Raw genomic sequence first — 21,686 nt, 5'->3', positions numbered from 1 at the left:
GCATTTCACAGTTACCGCCGTGCTAAGGGACGGTCCGCCGCATTCAGTCGCCCCGGATGTCGCGCCGGAGCGGGTGATTCGCCGGCACCTCGACGAGCACCAGCGGCGTCCCGTCGGGGTCGCGGATCCACATCTCGATCAGCCCCCACGGTTCGCGCTCGGGCGCGCGGTCGATGAGGACCCCGCGCAACGCGAGTTCCGCGGCGGCGTCGTCACAGTCGCGCACCTGCAGCCAGATGGCGCCGGCGAACCCGCTCGGAGCGTCGTCCGCGCGGCCGTGCCCGGCCACCTCGATCAGTGACTGCCCCGCGAAGAAGACCGTCCCGCCCGGATACTCGCGGGCAATGGCCAGTTCCAGCGCGTCGCGATAGAACTCCACCGTCCGCTCGTAGTCGCGGGGCCGCAGGATTACCCGACTGCTCAGTATCTCCATGAGTGCAGCATGACAGCTTGCAGTTTGCTGCGGTCCGGGTCAGAAGTACCAGGGGTAGGGCTTCCAGTCGGGCTCGCGCTTCTCGAGGAAGGCGTCGCGGCCCTCGACCGCCTCGTCGGTCATGTAGGCCAGGCGGGTCGCTTCACCCGCGAAGAGTTGCTGCCCGACCAGTCCGTCGTCGGTGAGATTGAACGCGTACTTCAGCATTCGAATGGCCTGCGGCGATTTCCCGAGGATGTCGGCGGTCCACTCCAGCGCGACGTCCTCGAGCTGCTCGTGGTCCACGACCGCGTTGACCGCACCCATCTGGTGCATCTCCTCCGCGGTGTAGGGCCGCCCCAGGAAGAAGATCTCACGAGCGAACTTCTGGCCCACCATCTTCGCGAGGTAGGCGCTGCCGTACCCGGCGTCGAAGCTGCCCACATCGGCGTCGGTCTGCTTGAACCGCGCGTGCTCGCGCGAGGCCAGGGTGAGGTCGCAGGTGACGTGCAGGCTGTGGCCGCCGCCCGCCGCCCAGCCGTTGACCAGCGCGATGACCACCTTGGGCATGAAGCGGATGAGCCGCTGCACCTCGAGGATGTGCAGTCGCCCGGCGCGCGCCACGTCCACGGTGTCGGCGGTGTCGCCGGAGGCGTACTGGTAGCCGCTGCGCCCGCGGATGCGCTGGTCGCCGCCGGAGCAGAAGGCCCAGCCGCCGTCCTTGGGGCTGGGGCCGTTCCCGGTGAGCAGGACCGCGCCGACGTCGGGGCTCATGCGGGCGTGGTCGAGGGCGCGGTACAGCTCGTCGACGGTGTGCGGCCGGAAGGCGTTGCGTACCTCGGGGCGATCGAAGGCGATCCGTACCGTGCCCTGGTCGATGTGCCGGTGGTACGTGATGTCGGTGAGGTTCTCGAATCCCGGGACGGGCCGCCACAGCGTCGCATTGAAGGTCACGGGAGTGAACATACTGTTCCGGTTCCCGGCGTGGTGAAGACCCACCGCAGTTCGGCGCCGTGTTTTGCGCGTCACCCCGGAATATCGGCGGCGGAATTCGGCCATCCGACAAGCGCGCTGATTGTTAGCGGGCAGGGTTGCCCGGGGCTCGGCCGGACGCTTGTTATTGGTGCGGAGAGAACTCCGACCGATCGGTAACCGAAAGTGAAACGCTGCCAATCGATTGCGGAGGGCTTACAGTGCTGTTGCTGCTGAGGCAGTAGCAGCGCATTGGCATCGTGTGTGCGGGGACACCGATGCGTATAGTTGCGTGCGCTCGTTCATCGAAAAACTATCCGGAGGAACCTGAAAGTGGTTGCAGCACTGTCTGAATCCCTGCTCGATGACGCCAAGCGTCCGGCCTTCATCGCCGACGCGGAGAAGGTTCTGGACGAGGAGGTGTCGGACAAGGGCGGCGCGTCGGGCCTGGTCGTCAAGGGCGGCTACGCCGCGATCAAGAAGGTCAGCCCCTCGATCGTGGCTGACGCGCTGGCGTCCTTCGCGCCCAAGTTCGTCGAGCAGCTGGAGCCGTACTGGGCCGAGTACCAGAACGGTGGCGCGGCTTCGTTCGCCGAGCTGCTGGTCGCCAAGCAGGAAGAGGTGGCCGACGCGCTGCTGTCGGTGACCGACGCGCGGGCCGAGGCGTCCTCGCGCCCGGCGCTGACCAAGGTCTACAACTCCATGCGTTCGTCGGCGAAGAAGCATGTCGCCGAGGCCCTTCCGCGCCTGGGTGACCTGGTCCAGAAGCACGCCGGCTAATTAGCTCGATCGGTTCGCGGCCCGGCGAGGGGTCGCGAACAGTCGCGGTCAGCCGCATGTGGACAGCGAATGCCCGCCGAGGTGGTTCGGGGGCACTCGCCTGGTTCCGTCCGCGGCGCCGATTCAGCCCTGGGACTTGCCGACTCGCCAGTATCCGGTGAAAGTGATGTCCGCCTTGGCGATTTCGCGCTCCTGCGCCAGATGTCGCCGCACGCCCGCGGCCAGCTTCTGCTCACCCGCCACGAAGGCGTAGACGCCCGCACCGGGAAGTTCCGCCCCGCGCACGGCCTCCGCCGCCAGCGCACCGATCTCGCCGTGCGCCTCCGTGCGGACCAGCCAGTTCACCTGCACGCCTTCGGGTTCGCCCAGTTCCTGCTGGTCCTCGGCGGACGGGAGCTCGAGATACGCGGCGCCCTTCGCATCTCGCGGCAGCGACCGCAGCACGCCCGCGATACCGGGCAGCGCGCTCTCGTCGCCCACCAGCAGCGTCCAATCAGTGTGGTCGGGAGCCTGATACGTGATGCCCTCGTCCAGCAGTCCGACCTGGCAGCCGGGGGTGGCGCTGTTCGCCCAGGCGGAGGCGGGGCTGTCGTCACCGTGTGAGACAAAGTCGATGTCGATCTCGGCCGTGCTGCCGAACTCCCCGAAACCGGCGGCCCGGTAGTCCCGCACCGTGTAGTTGCGCGCCAGCGGCCGGTGTTCCTTGCCCATCATCAGGTACTGCGCGAACCAGCCGAGGTTGCTCGCGGAGGTGGGCAGGCGCAGGTTGCCGTCGCGTCCGGGCATGAACAGCCGGAACCACTGGTCGTAGCCCATGGCGGTGAATCCCGCCAGGCCCGGGCCGCCGAGGGTGACGCGGACGAAATGGGGGCTGATCCGTTTGCTGGCCAGGACCTCCGCGGTGAGGATCTCGCGGTGCTCGGGCTTGACATGCTTGCTGCGCTTCGCCATTGGCTTAGGTTAGCAAACCCTAACTTAATAACACAGGTGTGAGCGGGCCGACGCAGCGCGCCGCGGGGCTGTCTGAGAGGCTGGAGATGTGAATCCTTCGACAGCCCAGGCGCACGTCGTCGTCGACGAGCTCGCGCGCGGCGGAGTGCGGGATGTCGTCCTGTGCCCCGGATCGCGAAACGCGCCGCTGGCCTTCGCGTTACAGGCGGCCGACCAGGCCGGGCGGGTCCGGCTGCACATGCGCATCGACGAGCGTTCCGCGGGCTTCCTGGCCGTCGGCCTGGCCGCCGCCAGCGGTCGTCCGGTGCCCGTCGTCATGACCTCCGGCACCGCCGTGGCCAATCTGGGCCCGGCTGTTCTCGAAGCCAACTACGCCCGCATCCCGCTGATCGTGCTGAGCGCCAACCGCCCGTACGAGATGCTCGGCACCGGGGCGAACCAGACCGTCGAGCAGTTCGGCCTCTTCAGTAGCCAGGTGCGCGCCGCCATCAGCCTGGGGCTGGCCGAGACCGAGCCCGGCGACGATCTGTACTCGAAGCAGAACAGCGTGTGGCGCTCCGCGGTCTGCCGCGTGCTGGCCGCCGCCCGCGGTACCCGCTCCGGCAATGCCGGGCCCGTGCACTTCGACATTCCGCTGCGCGAACCGCTGGTGCCGGACCTGGCCGCCGGTGACTCGCTGCCCCCTGGCCGGCAGGACGAAGAGCCCTGGACCGCAACCCAATACGCGACCCTCGACGTCCCGCTGGAGATCGACCTGACCCCGGACACCGTGGTCATCTCCGGTCACGGCGCGGCCTATCGCCCGGAACTCGCGGCCCTGCCCACGGTCGCCGAACCCACCGCGCCGATGCACGGCCCGGCGCTGCATCCGCTGGCGCTGCCGCTGCTGCTGCCCCGGCAGGCCATCATCACCGGCCGGCCCACGCTGCACCGGCAGGTGTCGCGGGTGCTGTCGGACCCGGGGATCACGGTGTACGCGCTGACCACCGGCCCGCGCTGGCCCGATGTGTCCGGCAATGTGGTGGCCACCGGCACCCGCGCGGTCACCCACGGCACGCCGCGGCCGGAGTGGCTGGAGCTGTGCCGGGATCTGAACGAGAAGGCCGTCACCGTGGTGCGCGCGGAGCTGGCCGGACACCCGAAGCCGACCGGTCTGCATGTCGCGGCCGTGGTGATGGACGCCCTGCACGACGGCGACCAGCTGCTGCTCGGCGCCTCGAACCCGGTGCGTGACGCCGCGCTGGTCTCCGAGCCGCGGCCCGGCGTCCGGGTGCTGTCGAACCGCGGCGTGGCCGGCATCGACGGCACGGTCTCGGCGGCGGTCGGCGCGGCCCTCACCCATCCGGGCCGCACCGTGGCGCTCATGGGCGACCTGACCTTCCTGCACGACGCGTCCGGCCTGCTCATCGGCCCGGGCGAGCCGCGGCCGGAGGACCTCACCATCGTGGTCGCCAATGACGACGGCGGCGGCATCTTCGAACTGCTCGAGCAGGGCGACCCGCAGTACGCGGGCGTGTTCGAGCGGGTCTTCGGCACCCCCCACGGCATGGATCTGGCCGCGCTGTGCGCCGCCTACCGCATTCCGCACCGTCAGGTCGATCCCGCGCAGCTGGCGATCGAGCTGACCGGCAGCGCACACGGCATTCGGGTCCTCGAGGTCGCGACCGAGCGGTCGGGCCTGCGGGAGCTGCACGCCACCGTGCGGGCGGGCGTGTCGAATTAGCCTGGGCGCGAACGGTGCCGGTCAGTACTCGCTGCCGGCGTCCGAGTCGTAGTCGTCGTCCATGGGAACGGGGATCGCCTGCTCGACCAAATCCCCCTCGGAGGCGGTCCAGCCACTGTCGCCGGCGGGCAGCGATGTGATCTCGGAGTCCGATTCGAGCGTCTCGGGGTTCACCTCGTCCGACGGATAGGCGGGGGTGCTCTGCTCTACATAGTCGGCCTCGGGCACTGCATCGATGCGATCGATCATCGCTTGCTCCTCTCTGCCGGGGTGGGCGGCCGTGCAGTCGGGCACTTCGAGAATGCCCCTGTTGCATCCACTCGGCAACCCGTCTTCACCCCGTCCGGCAATCTGTCCGGCACTACTCGCCGGGCAGCGCCGCATCGTCGGCCGGGTACTCGACCAGGGCCAGTACCCGGCCCGCCATGAACCGGGCGGTGCGGACCGACCCGCCGGTTCGAGTCACTTCGCTGACCTCCACGATTCCCCGCGCAATGCGGGTCTCGATGCGGCGGCCCGCCCTGGTCGCCATGATTTCGTAGTTCCGAGACCCGTCGCCGGTGTCGACGACGATCTCCACGCGATCACCTTTCATCTATCAATTCTCCTCCCTACCAGCGCCTTTCGCCGCTGATCGGGCCTAACGAACCGGTTGCGACGCAGCGCTGCAAGCACATTCCGGGCCGCCGCGATGAATTCCGCGGCCCCGCTCCGTCCTTATCGGTGACCGGGCCGCACCGGGTGGTTCGGCATGTCCCCGGGAGGAACCATGACCGCTCCGGCATTCGATCTGGAGGCCGCCGCGGGTGCGGTGGAAGCGGTCGTCGCCGCCGTCTCCGAGACCGACTTCGACCGCCGCACACCGTCCGAGATCACCGTGCGGGACATGCTCGTTCATGTGCTGGGCTTCACCGAGGGCTTCCGCCAGGGCGCGACCAAGGAGATGATCGGCCGCTCCCAGCCGCCGGAGCCCGGGACCGGATCGCTCCCCGAGGATTGGCGCGACCGCATTCCCGCACAGTTGAAGGCTCTCGTGGCCGCCTGGCGCGAACCGGCGGCCTGGGTAGGCGACACCGAGGTCGGTGGTGTGCTCGCGCCCGCCACGCAGATGGCGATCTTCGCGCTGGACGAGTTGGTGATCCATGGCTGGGACCTGGCCCGGGCGGTCGGGCAGCCTTATACCCCGGCGGAGTCGGATCTGGCGGTGCTGCTCGGCTTCCTTCGCGACACCCCGCGGGCAGGGGTGCCCGGGCTCTTCGGGCCGGTTGTCGATATCCCGGCCGAGGCGCCGCTCGTCGATCGTGTGGTCGGACTGACCGGTCGCGATCCGGCCTGGACGGCGGACTGACGCGCGGGAAACGGCGACCCGCAGGCACGGCGAGGGGTGGTGCGTGCGGGCGGCCGCGGGGTGGGCCGTGGGATAACTATCGAGGCATCCGGTGCGCGTGCTCTGTTGTGCCGGAAGCGAATACGCCCTGCTCCGCGGCCAGTGCGGCGGCCTCGGCGGCGGCGTCGACGGCCCTCTCGTCGACCGGATCCCCGCTCACCAGCAGACGATAGTAGAGCGGGGCCGAGACGGCGGAAAGCACTGCGCGCGAGTCGGTTCCGGGTGGGGCCTCGCCGCGCGCGACGGCCGCCTCGACGCACGGGGACCATTCGGTCAGCCGGGTGTCGTAGAAGGCGCGCAGGGCCGCGGCGGCGGTGTCGTCGCTGGTGGCGGCGGCGATGACGGCCCGGAAGAGGCGGCCCTGCCGGGCATCGGTGAGCGTCTGCCCGACCAGCTGCGCATTGGCGAGCAGGTCCCCGCGCAGGCTGCCGGTATCGCTGTGGGGGAGTGAGGTTTCGGCCATGTCGGCCAGCAGGTCGGCGACCAGTCCCGCCGGGGTGCGCCAGCGGCGGTACACGGTGGTCTTGCCGACTTCGGCGAGTGCGGCCACTTCGGCCAGATCGAGGGTGGCGAAGCCGCATTCGGCCAGCAGGTCGCCGGCGGCACGCAGCACGGACTCGCGGACGCGGGCCGTGCGCCCGCCCGGGCGGACCGAGCCGGGCGTCGGGTCGGCATGGTCCGGTGCGTGCGTCTCGCTGCCCTCTGTGTGGGTGTCTCGGGCGTCCCGGCTCATAACGGTCCTCCAGTTCCATTTGCGGCGAGATGAGTGTAGCGTCGGGTGAGTTAATGAAACTGCAGTTCCGTTAGGAGTGGTGATCATGGAATATCGTCGGCTCGGAGCCTCGGGTCTGCTGGTTCCGGCATTGAGCTTCGGCGCGGGCACCTTCGGCGGCCGCGGCGAACTCTTCTCCGCCTGGGGCGACACCGACGCCCGACAGGCCCGCCGCCTGGTGGACATCAGCCTGGACGCGGGCGTCACCCTCTTCGACACCGCCGACGTCTACTCCGACGGCGCCTCGGAAGAGGTGCTGGGCGAGGCGATCCGGGGCCGCCGCGATCAGCTGCTGCTCTCCACCAAGGCCTCGCTGCCCACCGGTCCCGGCCCGTTCGACGCAGGATCCGGTCGCGCCCGGTTGATCTCGGCGGTCGAGGGCTCGCTGCGGCGGCTCGGCACCGACCACCTCGACCTGTTCCAGCTGCACGCTTTCGACGCGGGCACACCGGTCGAGGAGGTGCTGGCGGCGCTCGACGAGCTGGTGCGCTCCGGCAAGATCCGCTATGTCGGCGCCTCCAATTTCGCGGGCTGGCAGCTCATGAAATCCCTTGCCGCCGCGGACCGGTACGGCTTCCCGCGCTATGTCGCGCACCAGGTCTACTACTCCCTGGTCGGCCGCGATTACGAATGGGAACTGATGCCGCTCGGCCTGGATCAGGGGGTGGGCGCGGTGGTCTGGAGCCCGCTCGGCTGGGGCCGTCTCACCGGCAGAATCCGCCGCGGACAACCGCTTCCGGCCGGCAGCCGCCTGCACACCACCGCCGAGGCGGGCCCGCCGGTGCGCGACGAACTGCTCTACGACGTCGTGGACGTCCTCGACGAGATCGCCGCCGAAACCGGCCGTACGGTCCCGCAGATCGCCTTGAACTGGCTGCTGCGCCGGCCGAGCGTGGCCACGGTCATCGTGGGCGCGCGCAATGAGGAACAGCTGCGCCAGAATCTCGGCGCGATCGGCTGGAGTCTCGATGCCGACCAGCTCGATCGGCTGGACAAGGCGAGCGCGGTGACCCCGCCCTATCCCTATTACCCGTACTACCGGCTGCCGGACTTCGCCCGGCTCAATCCGCCGGCGGTGTAAGGGCTCACGCGTTCGGGAAGAGTCCCTGCGCGAGCACCGGCCAGGAGGTCTTCAGGTCGTCCTGCCAGTAGCCCCAGATATGGGTGCCGCTGCTGCGGAACTCGAATGTCGCCGGAATGTTCAGGGATTCCAGGCGTTTCTGCAGAATCGCCGTGGACAGTTCGCAATTCGCCTCGATGAGGGAGCCCAGCGCCACGGTCTTGGGGGTGTCCGCGGGGGCTTCCATCCGGCCGCGCGCACCGGGCATGTCGAAGGCGCCCGGAATGCCGTTCCCGGTGGAGATGAAAAGGTTGGTGCCGCGTAGTTTCTCGGCATTGAGAGTGGGGTCGTTGGCCTCCCACAGCGGGCCGCCTTCGGGACCCCACATGTTCTCGACCTTGCCGCCGCCGTAGAGCTCGGTGACCATCTTGATGGCCTCCCGGGCCATCGGCGTGATGGTCTGGAAGAAACCGCTGTACACGGCCGCGCTGCGGAACAGTCCGGGATTGAAGATGACCGAATTCAGGACGGGCAGACCGGCCATCGAGATGCCGGCGATGGCATTGTTGCCACTGCTGGTCAACGCGGCCGTCATCAGCGGCGGCAATTCCTTGCCCAGATACGTGGACCATTTGTTGACCCCGAGCGCGCGGTCGGGCTGGAGCCAGTCGGTGTACCAGCTGAATCTTCCGCCGATGATCTGCACGACATTGATGTTCTTGTCGCTCAGGAAATCCAGTGCGTCGGTGCGCAATTGCCAGGTGGCGGCGTCCTCGCCGCCGCCGGCGCCATTGAGGAGGTAGAGGGTGGGACGCGGCTCGGAGGTGTCCGCCGGGCGCAGCACGTCGACCGGGAAGGTCTGGTTCATGGCGGCGGAGTAGACGGTGAAGGTGACGTGGCGGTCGTCGGTGACGCCCACGCTCTTGATGAAGGAGCCGTCGTCGGTCTTCATGTCCGGGACCGAGACGCCGGGTGCGGTGGGATCGTCGGCCACGGCGGGCACGGCGCCCGACAGGCCCAGTGCGGCGACGGTCGCGAGCACCGCCACCGTCAATCGTCCGGTGACTCGACTGATCCGACGGTTCAAGGCACCTGCCCTCCGTGTTCCCGGCAGCCGCCCCGGTGACGGCCCGCCCATCCGTATGAGCCTGGACAGGCGAGTTACAAATACCACAGTTTCACATTTGTGGAGGCCGGAATCGGCGGACCGACGTCGCGGGCGAGCGACCGGATCAGTACACGTCGCGCACGTAGCGCTTCTCGGCTACCAGCTGCTTCTTGAACGCGAGCGCGCCGTCCTCGCTCAGCTTGCCGTGAATGCGGGCGATCTTCAGCAGAGTGTCGTCCACATCCTTGGCCATGCGCGCGGCGTCACCGCACACATAGAAGTGACCGCCCTCGCGCAACCACGCCCACAATTCCGCGCCGTGCTCGACCATCCGGTGCTGTACATAGATCCGCTCGCGCTGATCCCGGGAGAACGCCAGATCCAGCCGGGTCAGGAATCCCGAACGGAACATGTCCTCGAGTTCGGCGCGGTAATAGAAATTGTCCTTGGCGTGCTGATCGCCGAAGAACAGCCAGTTGCGGCCCCGGCAGCCGAGGGCACGGCGCTCCTGGAGGAAACCGCGGAACGGCGCGATACCGGTACCCGGACCGACCATGATCATCGGTGCGTTCGGATCCAGCGGCGGCCGGAAATGCGGCGCCCGCTGCAGGAAGATAGGCACCTCCGCGTGGGCGCGATCGGCCAGGAACGTCGAGCTCACCCCGCCGCGCCGGGCCGCCGAACCGATGGCCGCCGGCTCGCCGTAGCGCACCACGCCGACCGTCAGCTGTACCTCGCGCGGACTCACCAGCGGACTCGACGAGATCGAATACTGGCGCGGCTGCAGCTTTTTCAGCGTGCCCAGCCACTCCACCAGATCGGCCCGCACCGGGAAATCGCGCAGCACGTCCACCGCCTGCCGATCCCACAGATACCCGTCCAGCTCATTGCGATTGTCCCGGCGCAACAGCTTGGCCAGCCGCGGGCTGGCATTGTGCTCGGCCACGAACGACAGCAGATCCGTGCTCACCCGTGTGATGTCGTAGTGCGTCCGCAGCGCCTCGGACAGCGCCATCTCGCCGTCCTCGACGTCGACGAGCCGCCGCCCCTCCAGCCCGGTCACCGCCAGCCACTCCGCCACCAGCGCTTCACAATTCGCGGGCCGCACCCCGAGCGAATCCCCGACCTCGTAGGTGGCCTCGGGATCACTCAGATCGAACCCGAACTGCCGCACCTCTTTCCCGGAGCCATCCCGTGAAAGCAATTCATTGCGAACCAGTTTCGCCAGCACAGGCGAATTCCGCGTGAAGGGCGCGGCGGCGGTCGTACGTGTCCGCCGCCCCGGTGCGAGGCCGGTGACCGTGCCGCGTCGGCCATCACCGCCCATGGGAGCGGAATTCGACCCGAAGCCGGGGGAACCCCACCCCGGCGGCACCTCGCCGGGCCGGGCGGCCGGGCCGTCCGAACCCTGAGCACCCGCTGCGGGCCCGCCGAATCCGGTGACGCCGCGCGGCCGGTCGACATTGCCGCCTCGGCCCGGTGCGGCACCGGCTCTGCCACCGGATCGGTCATCCGGTCCCGAACCATCCGGTCCGGCAACATTGTCGGCGAAGGCGGCGAGACCGTCGGCCACGGCGTCGAACCAGGCCGCGGACAGATCCTCGTGGTCGGGTTCGCTGTCGACGCGCGGCAACAGGCGGGTGGCTCCGCGCTTCTCGAACAGTTCGTCCAGCTTGCGGCCGTGGCCACAGAAGTCGTCGTACGAGGAGTCGCCCAGCGCGAAGACGGCGTACCGCATGCCGGTCAGCCGGATCGCGCTGTCGTTCAGGCGTTCCCAGAAGTCCGCGCCATTGTCGGGCGGGCCGCCGTCGCCGAAGGTGCTGCTGATGACCAGCACATCACCTGTCAGGTCGGACAATTCGGCGGAATCCATGTCCAGCAGGCGCGGCGTGAATCCCGAATCGGCCAGATAGGTCGCCAGAGCGGCGGCCAGTTCCTCCGCCGTCCCGGTCTGCGATGCCCACAGCACGGTCACCGTGCGCGTCGCCGCAGGCGTAGCCGAACCCGTGGTGTCCGATGGGCCGTGCGACGAGCCGCCGGCCACGGCCCTGTCGAGCGCCGGTGAGCAGTGCTGCGCCCCACGCGAATACATCCCGCCCAGCAGTCCGTCGATCCACACCCGGCTGCGCTCCGCGATCGGCGCGGTCTCGGGCAGCACCGGGACGCCACTGACCGGCAGGCTCTGCAGCGCCGCCAGGTATCCACCGAGATAGATGCGTTCGGTCTCGGTCAGCGTCGGTGCGACACCGGTCTCCAACCCGAGCATGAGCGCCAGGGGATGCGGTCCGTTCGCGCCGTCGGCGGCCACAGCAGCCGACCGGTCGGGTTCCCCGGGGCTCGCGATGAACGGTGCACCGGTCGGCCCGTCCTCGCTGCCGGTGTCATCGGGCGCGGTGGTGCTCAGGGCCGCCACCTTCCGCAGCCGGACCGCGCAGGCCTTGAACTCGGGTTGCAGGGAAATCGGGTCGACCGCGTCGTTGGTGACGGCATTGATGGTCAGGTATTCGCCCTGCTCGTCGTTCCAGTGGAACGGTGCGAAGCAGGTGCCGGGGAGTACGCGGTCGCTCACCTGGACGGGCAGCACGGCGCGGCCCCGGCGGGAGGTGATTTCGAGCTGGTCGCCCGCGCGCACCTCGAGGCGGTCGGCGTCCTCGGGGTGGATCTCCAGGAAGGGCTTGCCATTGAGCTTGGTCAGTTTCGCCACCTTCCCGGTTTTGGTCATGGTGTGCCACTGGTGTTGCAGGCGGCCGGTATTGAGCACGAAGGGGTGATCCTCGTCCGGCATCTCGTCGGGCAGCAGGTGCGGGCGCGCCCAGAACACGGCCTTGCGGCTGGGCGTGGCGAACGCCAGTCGCGGGGTGTGCCCGTGCTCGTCGGTGTGCAGGGTCTGACTGATCCCGTCGTTGAGATAGCGAATCGGGTTGCGGCGCTGGGCCGGATCGGCGCACGGCCACTGCGCGGGCCCGGCCCGCAGCCCGTCGTAGTCGATGCCGCGCAGGTCGTAGCCGGTGGCGGGGTTGGCGAATCGCCGGATCTCGTCGAAGATCTCGGCGCTGGAGGCGTACTCGAACCCGGGGAAGCCGAGCGCCGTCGCGACCTGCGCGATGAGCTGCCAGTCCGGGCGGGCGTCGCCGATCGGTTCCACCGACTGCTGCAGCAGGGTCAGGTTGCGTTCCGAGTTCACCTGCACTCCATCGGCCTCGGCCCACAGGGTGGCGGGCAGCAGCAGGTCGGCGTAGGCGTTGGTGGCGGTGTCGGTGAACACGTCCTGGGCGATCACCAGCTCGGCGGCCTCCAGCCCTGCGATGACGGTGCGTCGATTCGCCATGGAGGCAACGGGATTGCTGCACATGATCCAGCAGGCTTTGATCTTTCCGTCGGCCAGCCCACGGAACATCTCGATGGAACCGGGCCCGGCCTCGGCGCGAATGGTGCCCGGCGCCAGCCCCCATTCGGCCTCCGCGAAGGCCCGGTCGGCGTCGGCGAGCACGCTGCGCTGGCCCGGCAATCCCGGTCCCATGTAACCCATTTCGCGCCCGCCCATGGCATTGGGCTGCCCGGTGAGCGAGAACGGCCCGCTGCCGGTGCGGCAGATGGCGCCGGTGGCCAGGTGCAGGTTGATGATGGCGCTACTGGCCCAGGTGCCGTGCGTGGACTGGTTGATGCCCATGGTCCACAGCGACATCCACTCGCCCGCCGCGCCGATCCAGGCGGCCGCGGTGCGGATGTCGGCCTCGGGAATGCCGGTCTCCTCGGACACCATCGACGGGGTGTAGGCGGCCAGGAACTCGGGCATGCCCGCCCAGTTCTCGGTGTGCTCGGCGATGAATTCGGCGTCGATGTCGCCGTTCTCGACCAGCAGGTGCAGCAGCCCGTTCAGCAGTGCCAGGTCCGTGCCCGGCTTGATCTGCAGGAACAGGTCGGCACGCGCCGCGGTGTCGGTGCGCCGCGGATCCACCACGATCAGCTTGGCGCCCGCCTTGAGCCGGTCGGCCATGCGCAGGAACAGGATGGGGTGGCAGTCGGCCATGTTCGCGCCGATGACGAAGAACAGATCGGCGTGGTCGAGGTCGTCGTAGGACCCGGGCGGCCCGTCCGCGCCCAGCGACAACTTGTACCCGCCGGCCGCGCTGGCCATGCACAGCCGCGAATTGGCCTCCATGTGCACGGTGCGCAGGTGGCCCTTGGCGAGCTTGGTGGCCAGGTACTGGGCCTCGATCGACAGCTGGCCGGACACATAGAGGGCGATGGCGTCCGGTCCGTCTGTGTCGAGAATCACGCGAAGCCGCTGCGCGGCTTCGTGAATCGCCTCGTCGACGGGCATGGGCACCGGCGGCTGGCCGCGTTCGGGCCGGCGGTAGGCGGTCTCCATGCGGCCGGGCGCGGCCATCAGTTCGGCGTGCGTATTGCCCTTGGTGCACAGCCGCCCGGCATTGACCGGGTGGTCCTTGTCGCCCTTCACCCTGGAGATCACGGGTAGTCCGCGTTCCCCGGGCTTGGTTTCGACGGTGATTCCGCAGCCCACCCCGCAGTACGAGCACGCGGTCCGGGTGCTCATCGGGGGAGTGGGCTGTTCCGGCATGGTTCCGAGTTAAGCCACCCCGGGTTGCGGCGGATTTACCGAACGTTATCGCCAGATGACAATCCACCTCACAGCCGTTTTTCGTGACTGTGAGGTCCAGGTCGGCGCGCTGCCGTGAGCAACGCCACAGGTCGGCGCTCCGGACTCGATTCCGCTCAGCCCAGCTTGTACGCCCGGTGCAGGGCCACCGCCCCGCCCGAGAGATTGCGCCACTGCACCGAGGACCATCCCGCGTCGGCGATCCGCAGCGCCAGCTGCGGCTGATTCGGCCATTCCCGAATCGACTCGGCCAGATACACATAGGCGTCCGGATTGCTGGAGACCGCGCGCGCCAGCGGCGGCAGCGCCCGCATCAGGTACTCCATGTAGATGGTCCGGAAGGGTTCCCAGGTCGGCGTGGAGAACTCGGCCACCACGAGCCGCCCGCCCGGCTTGGTGACGCGCAGCATCTCGCGCAGCGCCAGATCCGGGTCGGCCACATTGCGCAGGCCGTAGGCGATGGTCACCGCGTCGAAGGAGTCGTCGGCGAAGGGCAGCGCCATGGCATCGGCGGCGACCATGGGCACATTGCGGTGCCGTCCGGCCGACAGCATGCCCTGGGAGAAGTCCGCGGCCAGCACCCACGCGCCCGATTTGGCCAGGTCCACGGTGGAGACACCGGTCCCCGCCGCCAGATCCAGCACCCGCTCGCCGGGCCGCAGGCCCAGTGCCTTGCGCGTCACCCAGCGCCAATACCTGTCCTGGCCAACGGAGATCACCGAATTGGTCAGGTCGTACCGCTTGGCGACACCGTCGAACATGGACGCGACGTCGCGCGGCTGCTTGTCCAGCTGGGCCCGAAACGATTCCCGCTGCCTGATTTTCACGGTGTCTATTTTGCCCTCCGCTTTGCTCCGGGCGGGTTCGCGGCCCTGGAGGTCTCGTTCTTCCCTCCTCCACTCCTCCGCTTCGCTCCCCCCGCTCCACGGCGGAGGTCTATTCCAGCCGCAGTCCAGAACGAGACGGGCCGCGAACCATGGGTGTGGATGGCCGGGACGGTCTACTGCCGCAGCCTAGTTCGCATGCTGGTTCGCAGCGCGCCCAGCCACCGGGTCGGGGGCGAGCCGAGGAACCACAGCGCGGGGATGGCGACGGCCCAGGCGACCACGATGACCGACAGCGCCGGGATGATCGCGACACGCGCATCGCGACCCGCCACGCGTACGAGATCGGGATCACTGCGCCGGTATTCGACATTGATGCGTTCGCCGACCGTCAGTCTGGTGGGGTACAGCACCCCGGTCTTCGGATTGTGCGTCTCGCCGTCGGGCGTCACGAAGATGACCGCGGACCGCAGCGTGCCTGCCGAGAGGACTTCGGCGCTGGTCACGCCCTTGTCGGAGTTGATCAGGTGGTCGTCGCGCCAGGCCGCCAGCACCAGCAGCACGGCCAGGAAGCTGACCGTGGCCGCGGCGATCAGGACCCCCATCCGAGCCCGCCGCAGCCGAACCGCCCGACGCTGTTCAGCCCGCTGTGTCTGATCGTCGCTCCGCTGCGCTCCGCTATCAGACTGGCTAGTTTCCGACACTTCAGCAGGCTATTCCATCGCTGGGCTACGGTCTTCGCCATGTCCCGAAAATTCAGCTTCACCGTGCAGTACAGCGTTCCGGTCGAAGAGCTTCACCGGGCACTGACGAATGACGAGATGTGGCAGGCCCGCTTCGCCGAGGCGACCACCGCCACGCTCGAGCTCACCCATCCGGACGGCCCCGGCACCATCCGGATCCACATGACCGAGAAGGCGCCCGAGGACCAGATTCCCGGGATCGTCAAGAAGGTCCTCAAGAGCGAGCTCATGCTCGAGCGCACCGACACCTGGGGAGCGCTCACCGACGGCGTCGCCAAGGGTGGCTTCAGCGGCCGCTCCGGCGGCATCACCACCGAGATGGCGGGCACGCTCGAATTGCGGCCCACCGCCGAAGGTTCCGAGATCGAGGCCACCGGCACGGTCGACGTGAAGGTCCCGCTGGTCGGCGGGGCCATCGAACCGCTGGTCGAGAACCTGCTCAAGAAGGTCATGAACAGCGAGCGCAAGTCCGTCGAATCCTGGTTCGCCGCGCAGTCCGCCTGATCGCGGTGAACCGTGGATGCGGGGGTGGTCCCGCATCCACGGGGCCTGTGCTTATTCCGGGCCGAACTGGGCCGTGGCCGGATCGAATTCGCGGGGTTCGACGAGGACCAGCCAGTTGCCGGAGTTGTCGCGGACGATGGCCTCCACGCCGTAGGGGCGTTCCGACGGTGGCTGCACGAACTCCACGTTCTTGGCGGTGAGTTCCTCGAAGGCCTTCTGGCAGTTGTCGGTTCGCAGGCCCAGCGCGCCGTGCGTGCCGTTGGCCATGGACCGCCGGATGGCCTCGGCCAGATTGTCGTCCAGCGGTGGACCCGGGACCATCAGCGTGACCTCCAGTTCCGGATGGTTCGGGTGCACCACGGTCACCCAGCGGAAGCCGTTGTCGCCCATGGTCACATCGCTGGCCTCCACGAAACCCAGCTTCTCGATGTACCACTGCTTCGCGGCGGTCTGATCGGTCACGTACACGGTCACGAGCGAGACATTGGTGATGATCGTCATACCTCGAGCCTATGGACGGCCGGCCCGCGCGGGCTTCTCCGAAATTGCGCGTTTCCGCGCCGGGCGGATTCGCGTCCGGACAGCCGGGTATCGCCCCGCAGCTACCGCAAATGGAGTCCGGCGGTGGTCGGCGTCGCGGCGCTCGGCGGCATCGCCTACCTGGCCGACTTCTCCATCGGCGCGAACATCGGCATCGCCAACGGCAACGCCCTGCTGGGCATCGGCATCTTCGCCATAGTGGCCATGCTCACAGGTTTCCGCCGGTCTACTACGCGGCGCGCTACAACATCGACCGGGACCTGATCACCCGCGGCAGCGGCTTCGGGTACTACGGGTCGGTGGTGACGAACATCGTGTTCGCCACCTTCACCTTCACCTTCTTCGCCCTCGAGGGCTCGATCATGGCGCAGGGCCTGAAACTCGGCCTGCGCGTGCCGCTGCCGATCGGCTACCTGGTGTCCGCGGTGATGATCTTTCCGCTGGTCATCCACGGCATGAACACCCTGGCCGAGCCGCAGGGGTGGACCACGCCGCTGTGGCTGATACCGAGATCCAGTACATCAGCTCGCCGGCGCTCTCGGCCGACAAGACCGGCATTCACGTCCTGCCGTCGAAACAGCTGCTACACCGGCGGTTTCCGATCCGAGAGACCGTGCATGAAGACGTAGCAACCCGGGATATGAGGTGCGCCCTCGGCCGCGAACTTCGCTTGATACTCCGAGGGCGACATCCCCACCAGCTCGGTGAATTTGCTGCTGAACGACCCGAGACTGCTGTAGCCGACGAGCATGCAGGCCTCGGTCACCGTCACGTTGGTGGCGCGCAACAGATCCTGGGCCCGCTCGATCCGGCGCTCGGCCAGATACACCGCGGGCGTCTTGCCGTACGTCGCCGCGAAGCACCGCAGGAAGTGATACTTCGACACCCCCGCGGCCGCCGCCAGACTGTCCAGATCCAATGGCTCCGCGTAGTGCCGGTCGGCCAGATCCCGTGCTCGCCGCAGATGCGGCAGCAGCTCCTCGGGAACCGGCCGGGCGCTCACGAGAACGGCCGGATCTTGTCGAAACGCAGGGAGGCCCGGCCCGCGCTCCGCCACAGCCGGGCGGTCAGGTCGACGTCCTCGTCGGTGACCAGATTGCCCATCACCCGGACCGCGGTGCGCTGCAACAGCTTCGACCGCATCATCGGCGGCCCGCCCAGCGGCACCGTGCGCGGGTGGGTGGCCAGCCCCGCCAGCCGCCGCGCCACCGAATACGTGCGGCCGTAGCGTTCCCGCAGCAGCTCCGGCCAGATATGGGTCAGATCGGGCTGGTCCAGGATCCCGGCGAGCATGTGCCCGCCCTCCAGGCCGTAGTCGATGCCCTCGCCATTGAGCGGGTTCACGCACCCGGCCGCATCGCCCACCAGCACCCAGTTGCGCCCGGCCAGATTCGACACCGCGCCGCCCATGGGCAGCAGCGCCGACGCCACCGCCCGCGCCTCGCCCTCGAATCCCCACTCCGCACGGCGTTCCGAAACATAGTGCTGCAGTAGCGGTTTCAAGGCGATATGCGAGGGACGCTTTTCGGTCGCCAGCGAGCCGACGCCGATATTCACCTCGCCATTGCCGAGCGGGAAAACCCAGCCGTATCCGGGAATCAATTCCCCGCTCGCATCCCGCAATTCGAGATGCGAGGTGATCCACTCGTCGTCGCTGCGCTCGGACTTGATGTAGGCGCGCGCCGCGGTCCCGTACGCGTACTGGCGATGCCAGGTGCGGCCCAGCAGCTTTCCGACGGGGGAGCGCACGCCGTCGGCCACGATGAGGATGTCGCACGACACCGCCCGCAGCCCGGCGTCGGTCTTGACGGTCACCCCGGTGACCCGGTCGCCCTCGCGGGCCACCTCCACCACCTTGGCCCCGTCCACCATCCGCACGCCCGACTTGATCGCGGTCTCGCGCAGCTTGTCGTCGAGTTCGGTTCGCGGAACGGCGCTTCCGTAGGCGGGGAACGACCCGTCCGGCCAGGGCAGCAGCGCCTCCCGCCCGAACCCGGCCATCCGCAGGCCGCGATTGACCGTGTGCGCCCGCACCCAGTCGCCCAGCCCGAGATGCTCGAGTTCGGCGGTGGCGCGCGGCGTCAGTCCGTCACCACAGGTCTTGTCACGCGGGAACACCGCGGAATCGGTCAGCAGCACATCCCGACCCGTCCGTGCGGCCCAGGCGGCCGCCGCGGACCCGGCAGGCCCCGCCCCGACGACCAGGACCTCGGCGTGCGCCGGCAGAACATCCGATGATTTCCCCTGCTCGGGCGCGTGTTCCGGTGAACCCATGCGATCAATACTTGCAGCACATCACCGGGCGCGCATATTTGCCCTGCGCTTCATAGCGGGCGTTTCGATTCGCGTGGCGAGTGTTTCGTGCGTCGCACTACGGTGGTGTCCATAGGGGGTGATCGGTCCACACGCTAGGTTCTTTGGCGTGGGGTCGGACGCGGCACTGGGAGATGAAATGAGCGCATCAGCTGTGAGCGAGGAGAGCACCGTGGTCGCGGGGGTGGATCTGGGCGATCCCGAGCTCGCGGCGACTGTGCGCAAGGGCCTGATCGAGGTCGAGGATCTGCTGATCACCGAGCTGTCCGATGGCGAGGAGTTCCTGCAGGAGGCGGCGCTGCACCTGGCCAAGGCCGGCGGCAAACGGTTCCGTCCCCTGTTCACCATCCTGACCGGTCAGCTGGGCCCCGACCCGACCAGCCCCGACCTGGTCACCGCCGGCACCGTGGTGGAGCTCGTACACCTGGCCACCCTGTACCACGACGACGTCATGGACGAGGCCTCCATGCGCCGCGGCGCGCCCAGCGTGAACTCGCGCTGGGGCAACAGCGTCGCCATCCTGGCCGGCGACTACCTGTTCGCCCACGCCTCGCGACTGGTCTCCACCCTCGGCCCGGACGCGGTCCGCATCATCGCCGAGACCTTCGCCGAGCTGGTCACCGGCCAGATGCGCGAGACCATCGGCGCCCGGCAGTCCCAGGACCCGGTCGAGCACTACCTGCGTGTGGTGTGGGAGAAGACCGGTTCGCTGATCGCCGCCGCCGGCCGCTTCGGCGGCACCTTCTCCGGCGCGGATCGTGACCATGTGGAACGGCTGGCCCGCCTCGGCGACGCCGTGGGCACCGCCTTCCAGATCGCCGACGACATCATCGACATCTCCTCGGTGTCCGAGCAGTCCGGCAAGACCCCCGGTACCGACCTGCGCGAGGGTGTCCACACCTTGCCCGTCCTCTACGCCCTGCGCGACGAGGGCGCCGAGGGTGACCGCCTGCGCAAGCTGCTGGCCCGCCCGCTCGAGACCGACACCGAGGTCGACGAGGCCCTGTACCTGCTGTCCCGCTCCCGCGGCCTGGTGCTGGCCAAGGAGAAGCTGCACGGCTACGCCGACATCGCCCACGCCGAACTCTCCGCCCTGCCCGCCGGCCCGGCCAACGAGGCCCTGGAACACCTGGTCCGCTACACCATCGAACGCGTCGGCTGAGGATCCCGGGAACCCCTCCGTGACATCCGTCGTTTATCTGGTGTACCTGCCCTGATGGGCACCACAACGTGGTTCGCGGCCTGTCTCGTTCTGGACTGACGGAGCGGGGAGCGAAGCGGAGGAGCGGAGGAGGAAAGAACGAGACCTCCAGGGCCGCGAACCCGCCCGGAGCGAAGCGGAGGGCAAAAATGCACAGTCACGGGTATGCGAACGGGTTGAAGACGTTCGGGCTGCTGGTCGGGATGTCGGCGCTGATCGTGTTCGCGGGAGCGATGTTCCGCAATCCCACGATCCTGATCCTGTCGATCGTGCTGGCCGTGGGCATGAACGCCTACGCCTACTTCAACAGCGACAAGCTGGCGTTGAAGGCCATGCACGCGCAGCCGGTGACGGAGCTGGAAGCCCCGGCCATGTACCGCATCGTGCGCGAGTTGGCCACGGCCGCACGGCAACCCATGCCGCGCCTCTACATCAGCCCCACCAATGCGCCGAATGCCTTTGCCACCGGCCGCAATCCGCGCAATGCCGCGGTCTGCTGCACCACCGGCATCCTGCAGATCCTCGACGAGCGGGAACTGCGTGCGGTGCTGGGCCACGAACTCTCGCACGTCTACAACCGCGACATCCTGATCTCGTCGGTGGCCGGCGCGCTCGCCTCGGTCATCTCCGGCCTGGCGAACCTGGCCTTCTTCGCCGGCGCCTTCGGCGGCAGCCGGGACGGCGAGGGCCCGAACATCTTTGGCATCCTGCTGGTTTCGCTGCTGGGCCCGATCGCGGCCTCGCTCATCAAACTGGCCGTCTCGCGCTCCCGGGAGTACCAGGCCGACCAGGACGGCGCCGAACTCACCGGCGACCCCATGGCCCTCGCGTCGGCTCTGCGCAAGCTGGAACGCGGCACCCAGGTCGCCCCGCTGCCGCCCGAGCCTCAGTTGACCGCGCAGTCGCACCTGATGATCGCCAACCCGTTCCGCAACGGCGATCGGATGGCCCGCTGGTTCTCCACCCACCCCCCGATGGCGGACCGTATCGCCCGCCTCGAGGAGATGGCTGGTGGAAACCGCAGTTACTAGCGGTAGTTCACGAACTGCAGGGCGATATCGAAGTCGCCGCCCTTCAGCAGCGAGATGACCGCCTGCAGATCGTCGCGGCTCTTGCTGCTGACCCGCAGCTCCTCGCCCTGGATCTGCGCCTTGACGCCCTTCGGACCTTCGTCACGGATCTTCTTGGCGATCTTCTTCGCATTCTCCGTGGTGATGCCCTGCACCAGGGTTCCTGTGATCTTGTACACCTTGCCGGAGGCCTGCGGATCACCCGCGTCGAACGCCTTGAGCGAGATGTCGCGGCGAATCAGCTTCTCCTTGAACACATCCAGAGCGGCCTTGACACGATCCTCCGACTCGGCGCTGAGGATGATCTTCTCCTCGCCCGACCATTCGATGCTCGCCCCGGTGCCCCGGAAGTCGTAGCGCTGGCTCAGCTCCTTGGCGGCCTGGTTCAGGGCGTTGTCCACCTCCTGGCGATCGATCTTGCTGACGACATCGAACGACGAATCCGCCACACTCTTCTCCTGTCCGAGACTCGGATATTCGGGATGTTCCACGCCGACGCTAGCCCCTCCGGCATGCCTGTATCCAGCCGGTTTGCATTCCGGGCGTGTGTTCGTTGTATTCTGCTGGAGCGCTGCAAGGCGTACCCCGGCGGATTGCCCGAGCGGCCAAAGGGAGCTGACTGTAAATCAGCCGCGTAATGCTTCGGAGGTTCAAATCCTTCATCCGCCACCAGAGAGCCCCGTGGACCCAGTGTCCACGGGGCTC

21 protein-coding genes, 1 tRNA gene and 1 pseudogene are annotated in these 21,686 nt (G+C 68.4%); 9 read left to right on the top strand and 14 right to left on the bottom strand.

Annotated features, from left to right (window positions below):
- Positions 1-43: 43 nt before the first annotated feature.
- On the bottom strand, positions 44-433 hold the full coding sequence (locus tag ACQP1O_RS39840) for a VOC family protein (RefSeq protein WP_433563435.1): 390 nt from the start codon (positions 431-433) through the stop codon (positions 44-46).
- Between the two features lie 39 nt (positions 434-472).
- Complete coding sequence (locus ACQP1O_RS39835; RefSeq protein WP_433563434.1) at positions 473-1,366, bottom strand: 1,4-dihydroxy-2-naphthoyl-CoA synthase; 894 nt, start codon at positions 1,364-1,366, stop codon at positions 473-475.
- 351 nt (positions 1,367-1,717) lie between these two features.
- Between ACQP1O_RS39835 and ACQP1O_RS39830 the strand changes: the two genes are divergently transcribed.
- Positions 1,718-2,164 (top strand): DUF6918 family protein, encoded by a 447-nt coding sequence (locus ACQP1O_RS39830; RefSeq protein WP_433563433.1) that lies wholly within the window; start codon positions 1,718-1,720, stop codon positions 2,162-2,164.
- Positions 2,165-2,287: 123 nt separating this feature from the next.
- On the opposite strand, the gene ACQP1O_RS39825 is transcribed toward ACQP1O_RS39830, so the two are convergent.
- On the bottom strand, positions 2,288-3,115 hold the full coding sequence (locus tag ACQP1O_RS39825; RefSeq protein ID WP_433563432.1) for a siderophore-interacting protein: 828 nt from the start codon (positions 3,113-3,115) through the stop codon (positions 2,288-2,290).
- An 88-nt stretch (positions 3,116-3,203) separates the two neighbouring features.
- Here ACQP1O_RS39825 and menD point away from each other — a divergent pair, with 88 nt between their 5' ends.
- A complete protein-coding gene (menD, locus tag ACQP1O_RS39820; protein WP_433563431.1) occupies positions 3,204-4,838 on the top strand; it encodes a 2-succinyl-5-enolpyruvyl-6-hydroxy-3-cyclohexene-1-carboxylic-acid synthase in 1,635 nt (544 codons plus the stop codon).
- A 21-nt stretch (positions 4,839-4,859) separates the two neighbouring features.
- On the opposite strand, the gene ACQP1O_RS39815 is transcribed toward menD, so the two are convergent.
- Together ACQP1O_RS39815 and ACQP1O_RS39810 are read right to left on the bottom strand one after the other, a co-directional pair.
- Positions 4,860-5,087 (bottom strand): hypothetical protein, encoded by a 228-nt coding sequence (locus tag ACQP1O_RS39815; protein WP_433563430.1) that lies wholly within the window; start codon positions 5,085-5,087, stop codon positions 4,860-4,862.
- 112 nt (positions 5,088-5,199) lie between these two features.
- Entirely contained in the window at positions 5,200-5,433 is a 234-nt protein-coding gene (locus ACQP1O_RS39810; RefSeq protein WP_354850808.1) for a hypothetical protein, read from the bottom strand.
- Positions 5,434-5,607: 174 nt separating this feature from the next.
- On the opposite strand from ACQP1O_RS39810, the gene ACQP1O_RS39805 reads away from it, so the two are divergent.
- Complete coding sequence (locus ACQP1O_RS39805) at positions 5,608-6,186, top strand: TIGR03086 family metal-binding protein (RefSeq protein ID WP_433563429.1); 579 nt, start codon at positions 5,608-5,610, stop codon at positions 6,184-6,186.
- Between the two features lie 76 nt (positions 6,187-6,262).
- Here the strand turns inward: ACQP1O_RS39805 and ACQP1O_RS39800 are convergent, their stop codons facing one another.
- On the bottom strand, positions 6,263-6,958 hold the full coding sequence (locus ACQP1O_RS39800) for a TetR/AcrR family transcriptional regulator C-terminal ligand-binding domain-containing protein (RefSeq protein ID WP_433563428.1): 696 nt from the start codon (positions 6,956-6,958) through the stop codon (positions 6,263-6,265).
- An 85-nt stretch (positions 6,959-7,043) separates the two neighbouring features.
- On the opposite strand from ACQP1O_RS39800, the gene ACQP1O_RS39795 reads away from it, so the two are divergent.
- On the top strand, positions 7,044-8,078 hold the full coding sequence (locus ACQP1O_RS39795; protein WP_433563427.1) for an aldo/keto reductase: 1,035 nt from the start codon (positions 7,044-7,046) through the stop codon (positions 8,076-8,078).
- 4 nt (positions 8,079-8,082) lie between these two features.
- Here the strand turns inward: ACQP1O_RS39795 and ACQP1O_RS39790 are convergent, their stop codons facing one another.
- The 4 genes from ACQP1O_RS39790 to ACQP1O_RS39775 form a co-directional block, all read right to left on the bottom strand.
- A complete protein-coding gene (locus ACQP1O_RS39790) occupies positions 8,083-9,144 on the bottom strand; it encodes an alpha/beta hydrolase (protein WP_433563426.1) in 1,062 nt (353 codons plus the stop codon).
- Between the two features lie 145 nt (positions 9,145-9,289).
- On the bottom strand, positions 9,290-13,723 hold the full coding sequence (locus ACQP1O_RS39785) for a molybdopterin-dependent oxidoreductase (RefSeq protein ID WP_433563425.1): 4,434 nt from the start codon (positions 13,721-13,723) through the stop codon (positions 9,290-9,292).
- 179 nt (positions 13,724-13,902) lie between these two features.
- Positions 13,903-14,607, bottom strand: coding sequence for a demethylmenaquinone methyltransferase (locus tag ACQP1O_RS39780; protein WP_433567948.1), 705 nt, complete (start codon positions 14,605-14,607; stop codon positions 13,903-13,905).
- A 179-nt stretch (positions 14,608-14,786) separates the two neighbouring features.
- Positions 14,787-15,215: a DUF3592 domain-containing protein gene (locus ACQP1O_RS39775; RefSeq protein ID WP_433563424.1), complete on the bottom strand. Its 429-nt coding sequence runs from the start codon at positions 15,213-15,215 to the stop codon at positions 14,787-14,789.
- A 138-nt stretch (positions 15,216-15,353) separates the two neighbouring features.
- Here ACQP1O_RS39775 and ACQP1O_RS39770 point away from each other — a divergent pair, with 138 nt between their 5' ends.
- Entirely contained in the window at positions 15,354-15,857 is a 504-nt protein-coding gene (locus ACQP1O_RS39770; RefSeq protein ID WP_433563423.1) for a DUF2505 domain-containing protein, read from the top strand.
- A gap of 51 nt (positions 15,858-15,908) precedes the next feature.
- Here the strand turns inward: ACQP1O_RS39770 and ACQP1O_RS39765 are convergent, their stop codons facing one another.
- Positions 15,909-16,352 carry a VOC family protein gene (locus ACQP1O_RS39765; protein WP_433567947.1) on the bottom strand — a complete coding sequence of 148 codons (444 nt, stop codon included), beginning with the start codon at positions 16,350-16,352 and terminating at the stop codon, positions 15,909-15,911.
- A gap of 90 nt (positions 16,353-16,442) precedes the next feature.
- Here ACQP1O_RS39765 and ACQP1O_RS39760 point away from each other — a divergent pair.
- Positions 16,443-16,903, top strand: a pseudogene (locus ACQP1O_RS39760) (hypothetical protein); the annotation flags it as partial.
- A gap of 77 nt (positions 16,904-16,980) precedes the next feature.
- Here ACQP1O_RS39760 and ACQP1O_RS39755 read toward each other — a convergent pair.
- Together ACQP1O_RS39755 and ACQP1O_RS39750 are read right to left on the bottom strand one after the other, a co-directional pair.
- Positions 16,981-17,400 carry a helix-turn-helix transcriptional regulator gene (locus ACQP1O_RS39755; protein WP_433563422.1) on the bottom strand — a complete coding sequence of 140 codons (420 nt, stop codon included), beginning with the start codon at positions 17,398-17,400 and terminating at the stop codon, positions 16,981-16,983.
- The gene (locus ACQP1O_RS39750; protein WP_433563421.1) at positions 17,397-18,671 is read right to left on the bottom strand and encodes a geranylgeranyl reductase family protein; all 1,275 of its coding nucleotides are present in this window, start codon (positions 18,669-18,671) and stop codon (positions 17,397-17,399) included. The genes ACQP1O_RS39755 and ACQP1O_RS39750 overlap by 4 nt, the downstream gene beginning before the upstream one ends.
- A 178-nt stretch (positions 18,672-18,849) precedes the next feature.
- Between ACQP1O_RS39750 and ACQP1O_RS39745 the strand changes: the two genes are divergently transcribed.
- Entirely contained in the window at positions 18,850-19,872 is a 1,023-nt protein-coding gene (locus ACQP1O_RS39745; RefSeq protein ID WP_354850777.1) for a polyprenyl synthetase family protein, read from the top strand.
- Between the two features lie 188 nt (positions 19,873-20,060).
- Positions 20,061-20,942, top strand: coding sequence for a zinc metalloprotease HtpX (htpX, locus tag ACQP1O_RS39740; RefSeq protein WP_433563420.1), 882 nt, complete (start codon positions 20,061-20,063; stop codon positions 20,940-20,942).
- Here the strand turns inward: htpX and ACQP1O_RS39735 are convergent.
- Positions 20,939-21,430, bottom strand: coding sequence for a YajQ family cyclic di-GMP-binding protein (locus ACQP1O_RS39735; RefSeq protein WP_354850771.1), 492 nt, complete (start codon positions 21,428-21,430; stop codon positions 20,939-20,941). The genes htpX and ACQP1O_RS39735 overlap by 4 nt on opposite strands.
- Before the next feature lie 138 nt (positions 21,431-21,568).
- Here ACQP1O_RS39735 and ACQP1O_RS39730 point away from each other — a divergent pair.
- Positions 21,569-21,653, top strand: a tRNA-Tyr gene (locus tag ACQP1O_RS39730).
- Positions 21,654-21,686 lie beyond the last annotated feature (33 nt).

The sequence above is a fragment of the Nocardia sp. CA-151230 genome (assembly GCF_050942175.1).
GTDB lineage: Bacteria > Actinomycetota > Actinomycetes > Mycobacteriales > Mycobacteriaceae > Nocardia.
Note: the sequence above shows the minus strand (reverse complement) of the source record. Positions and strands in the feature narration are given on the sequence as shown.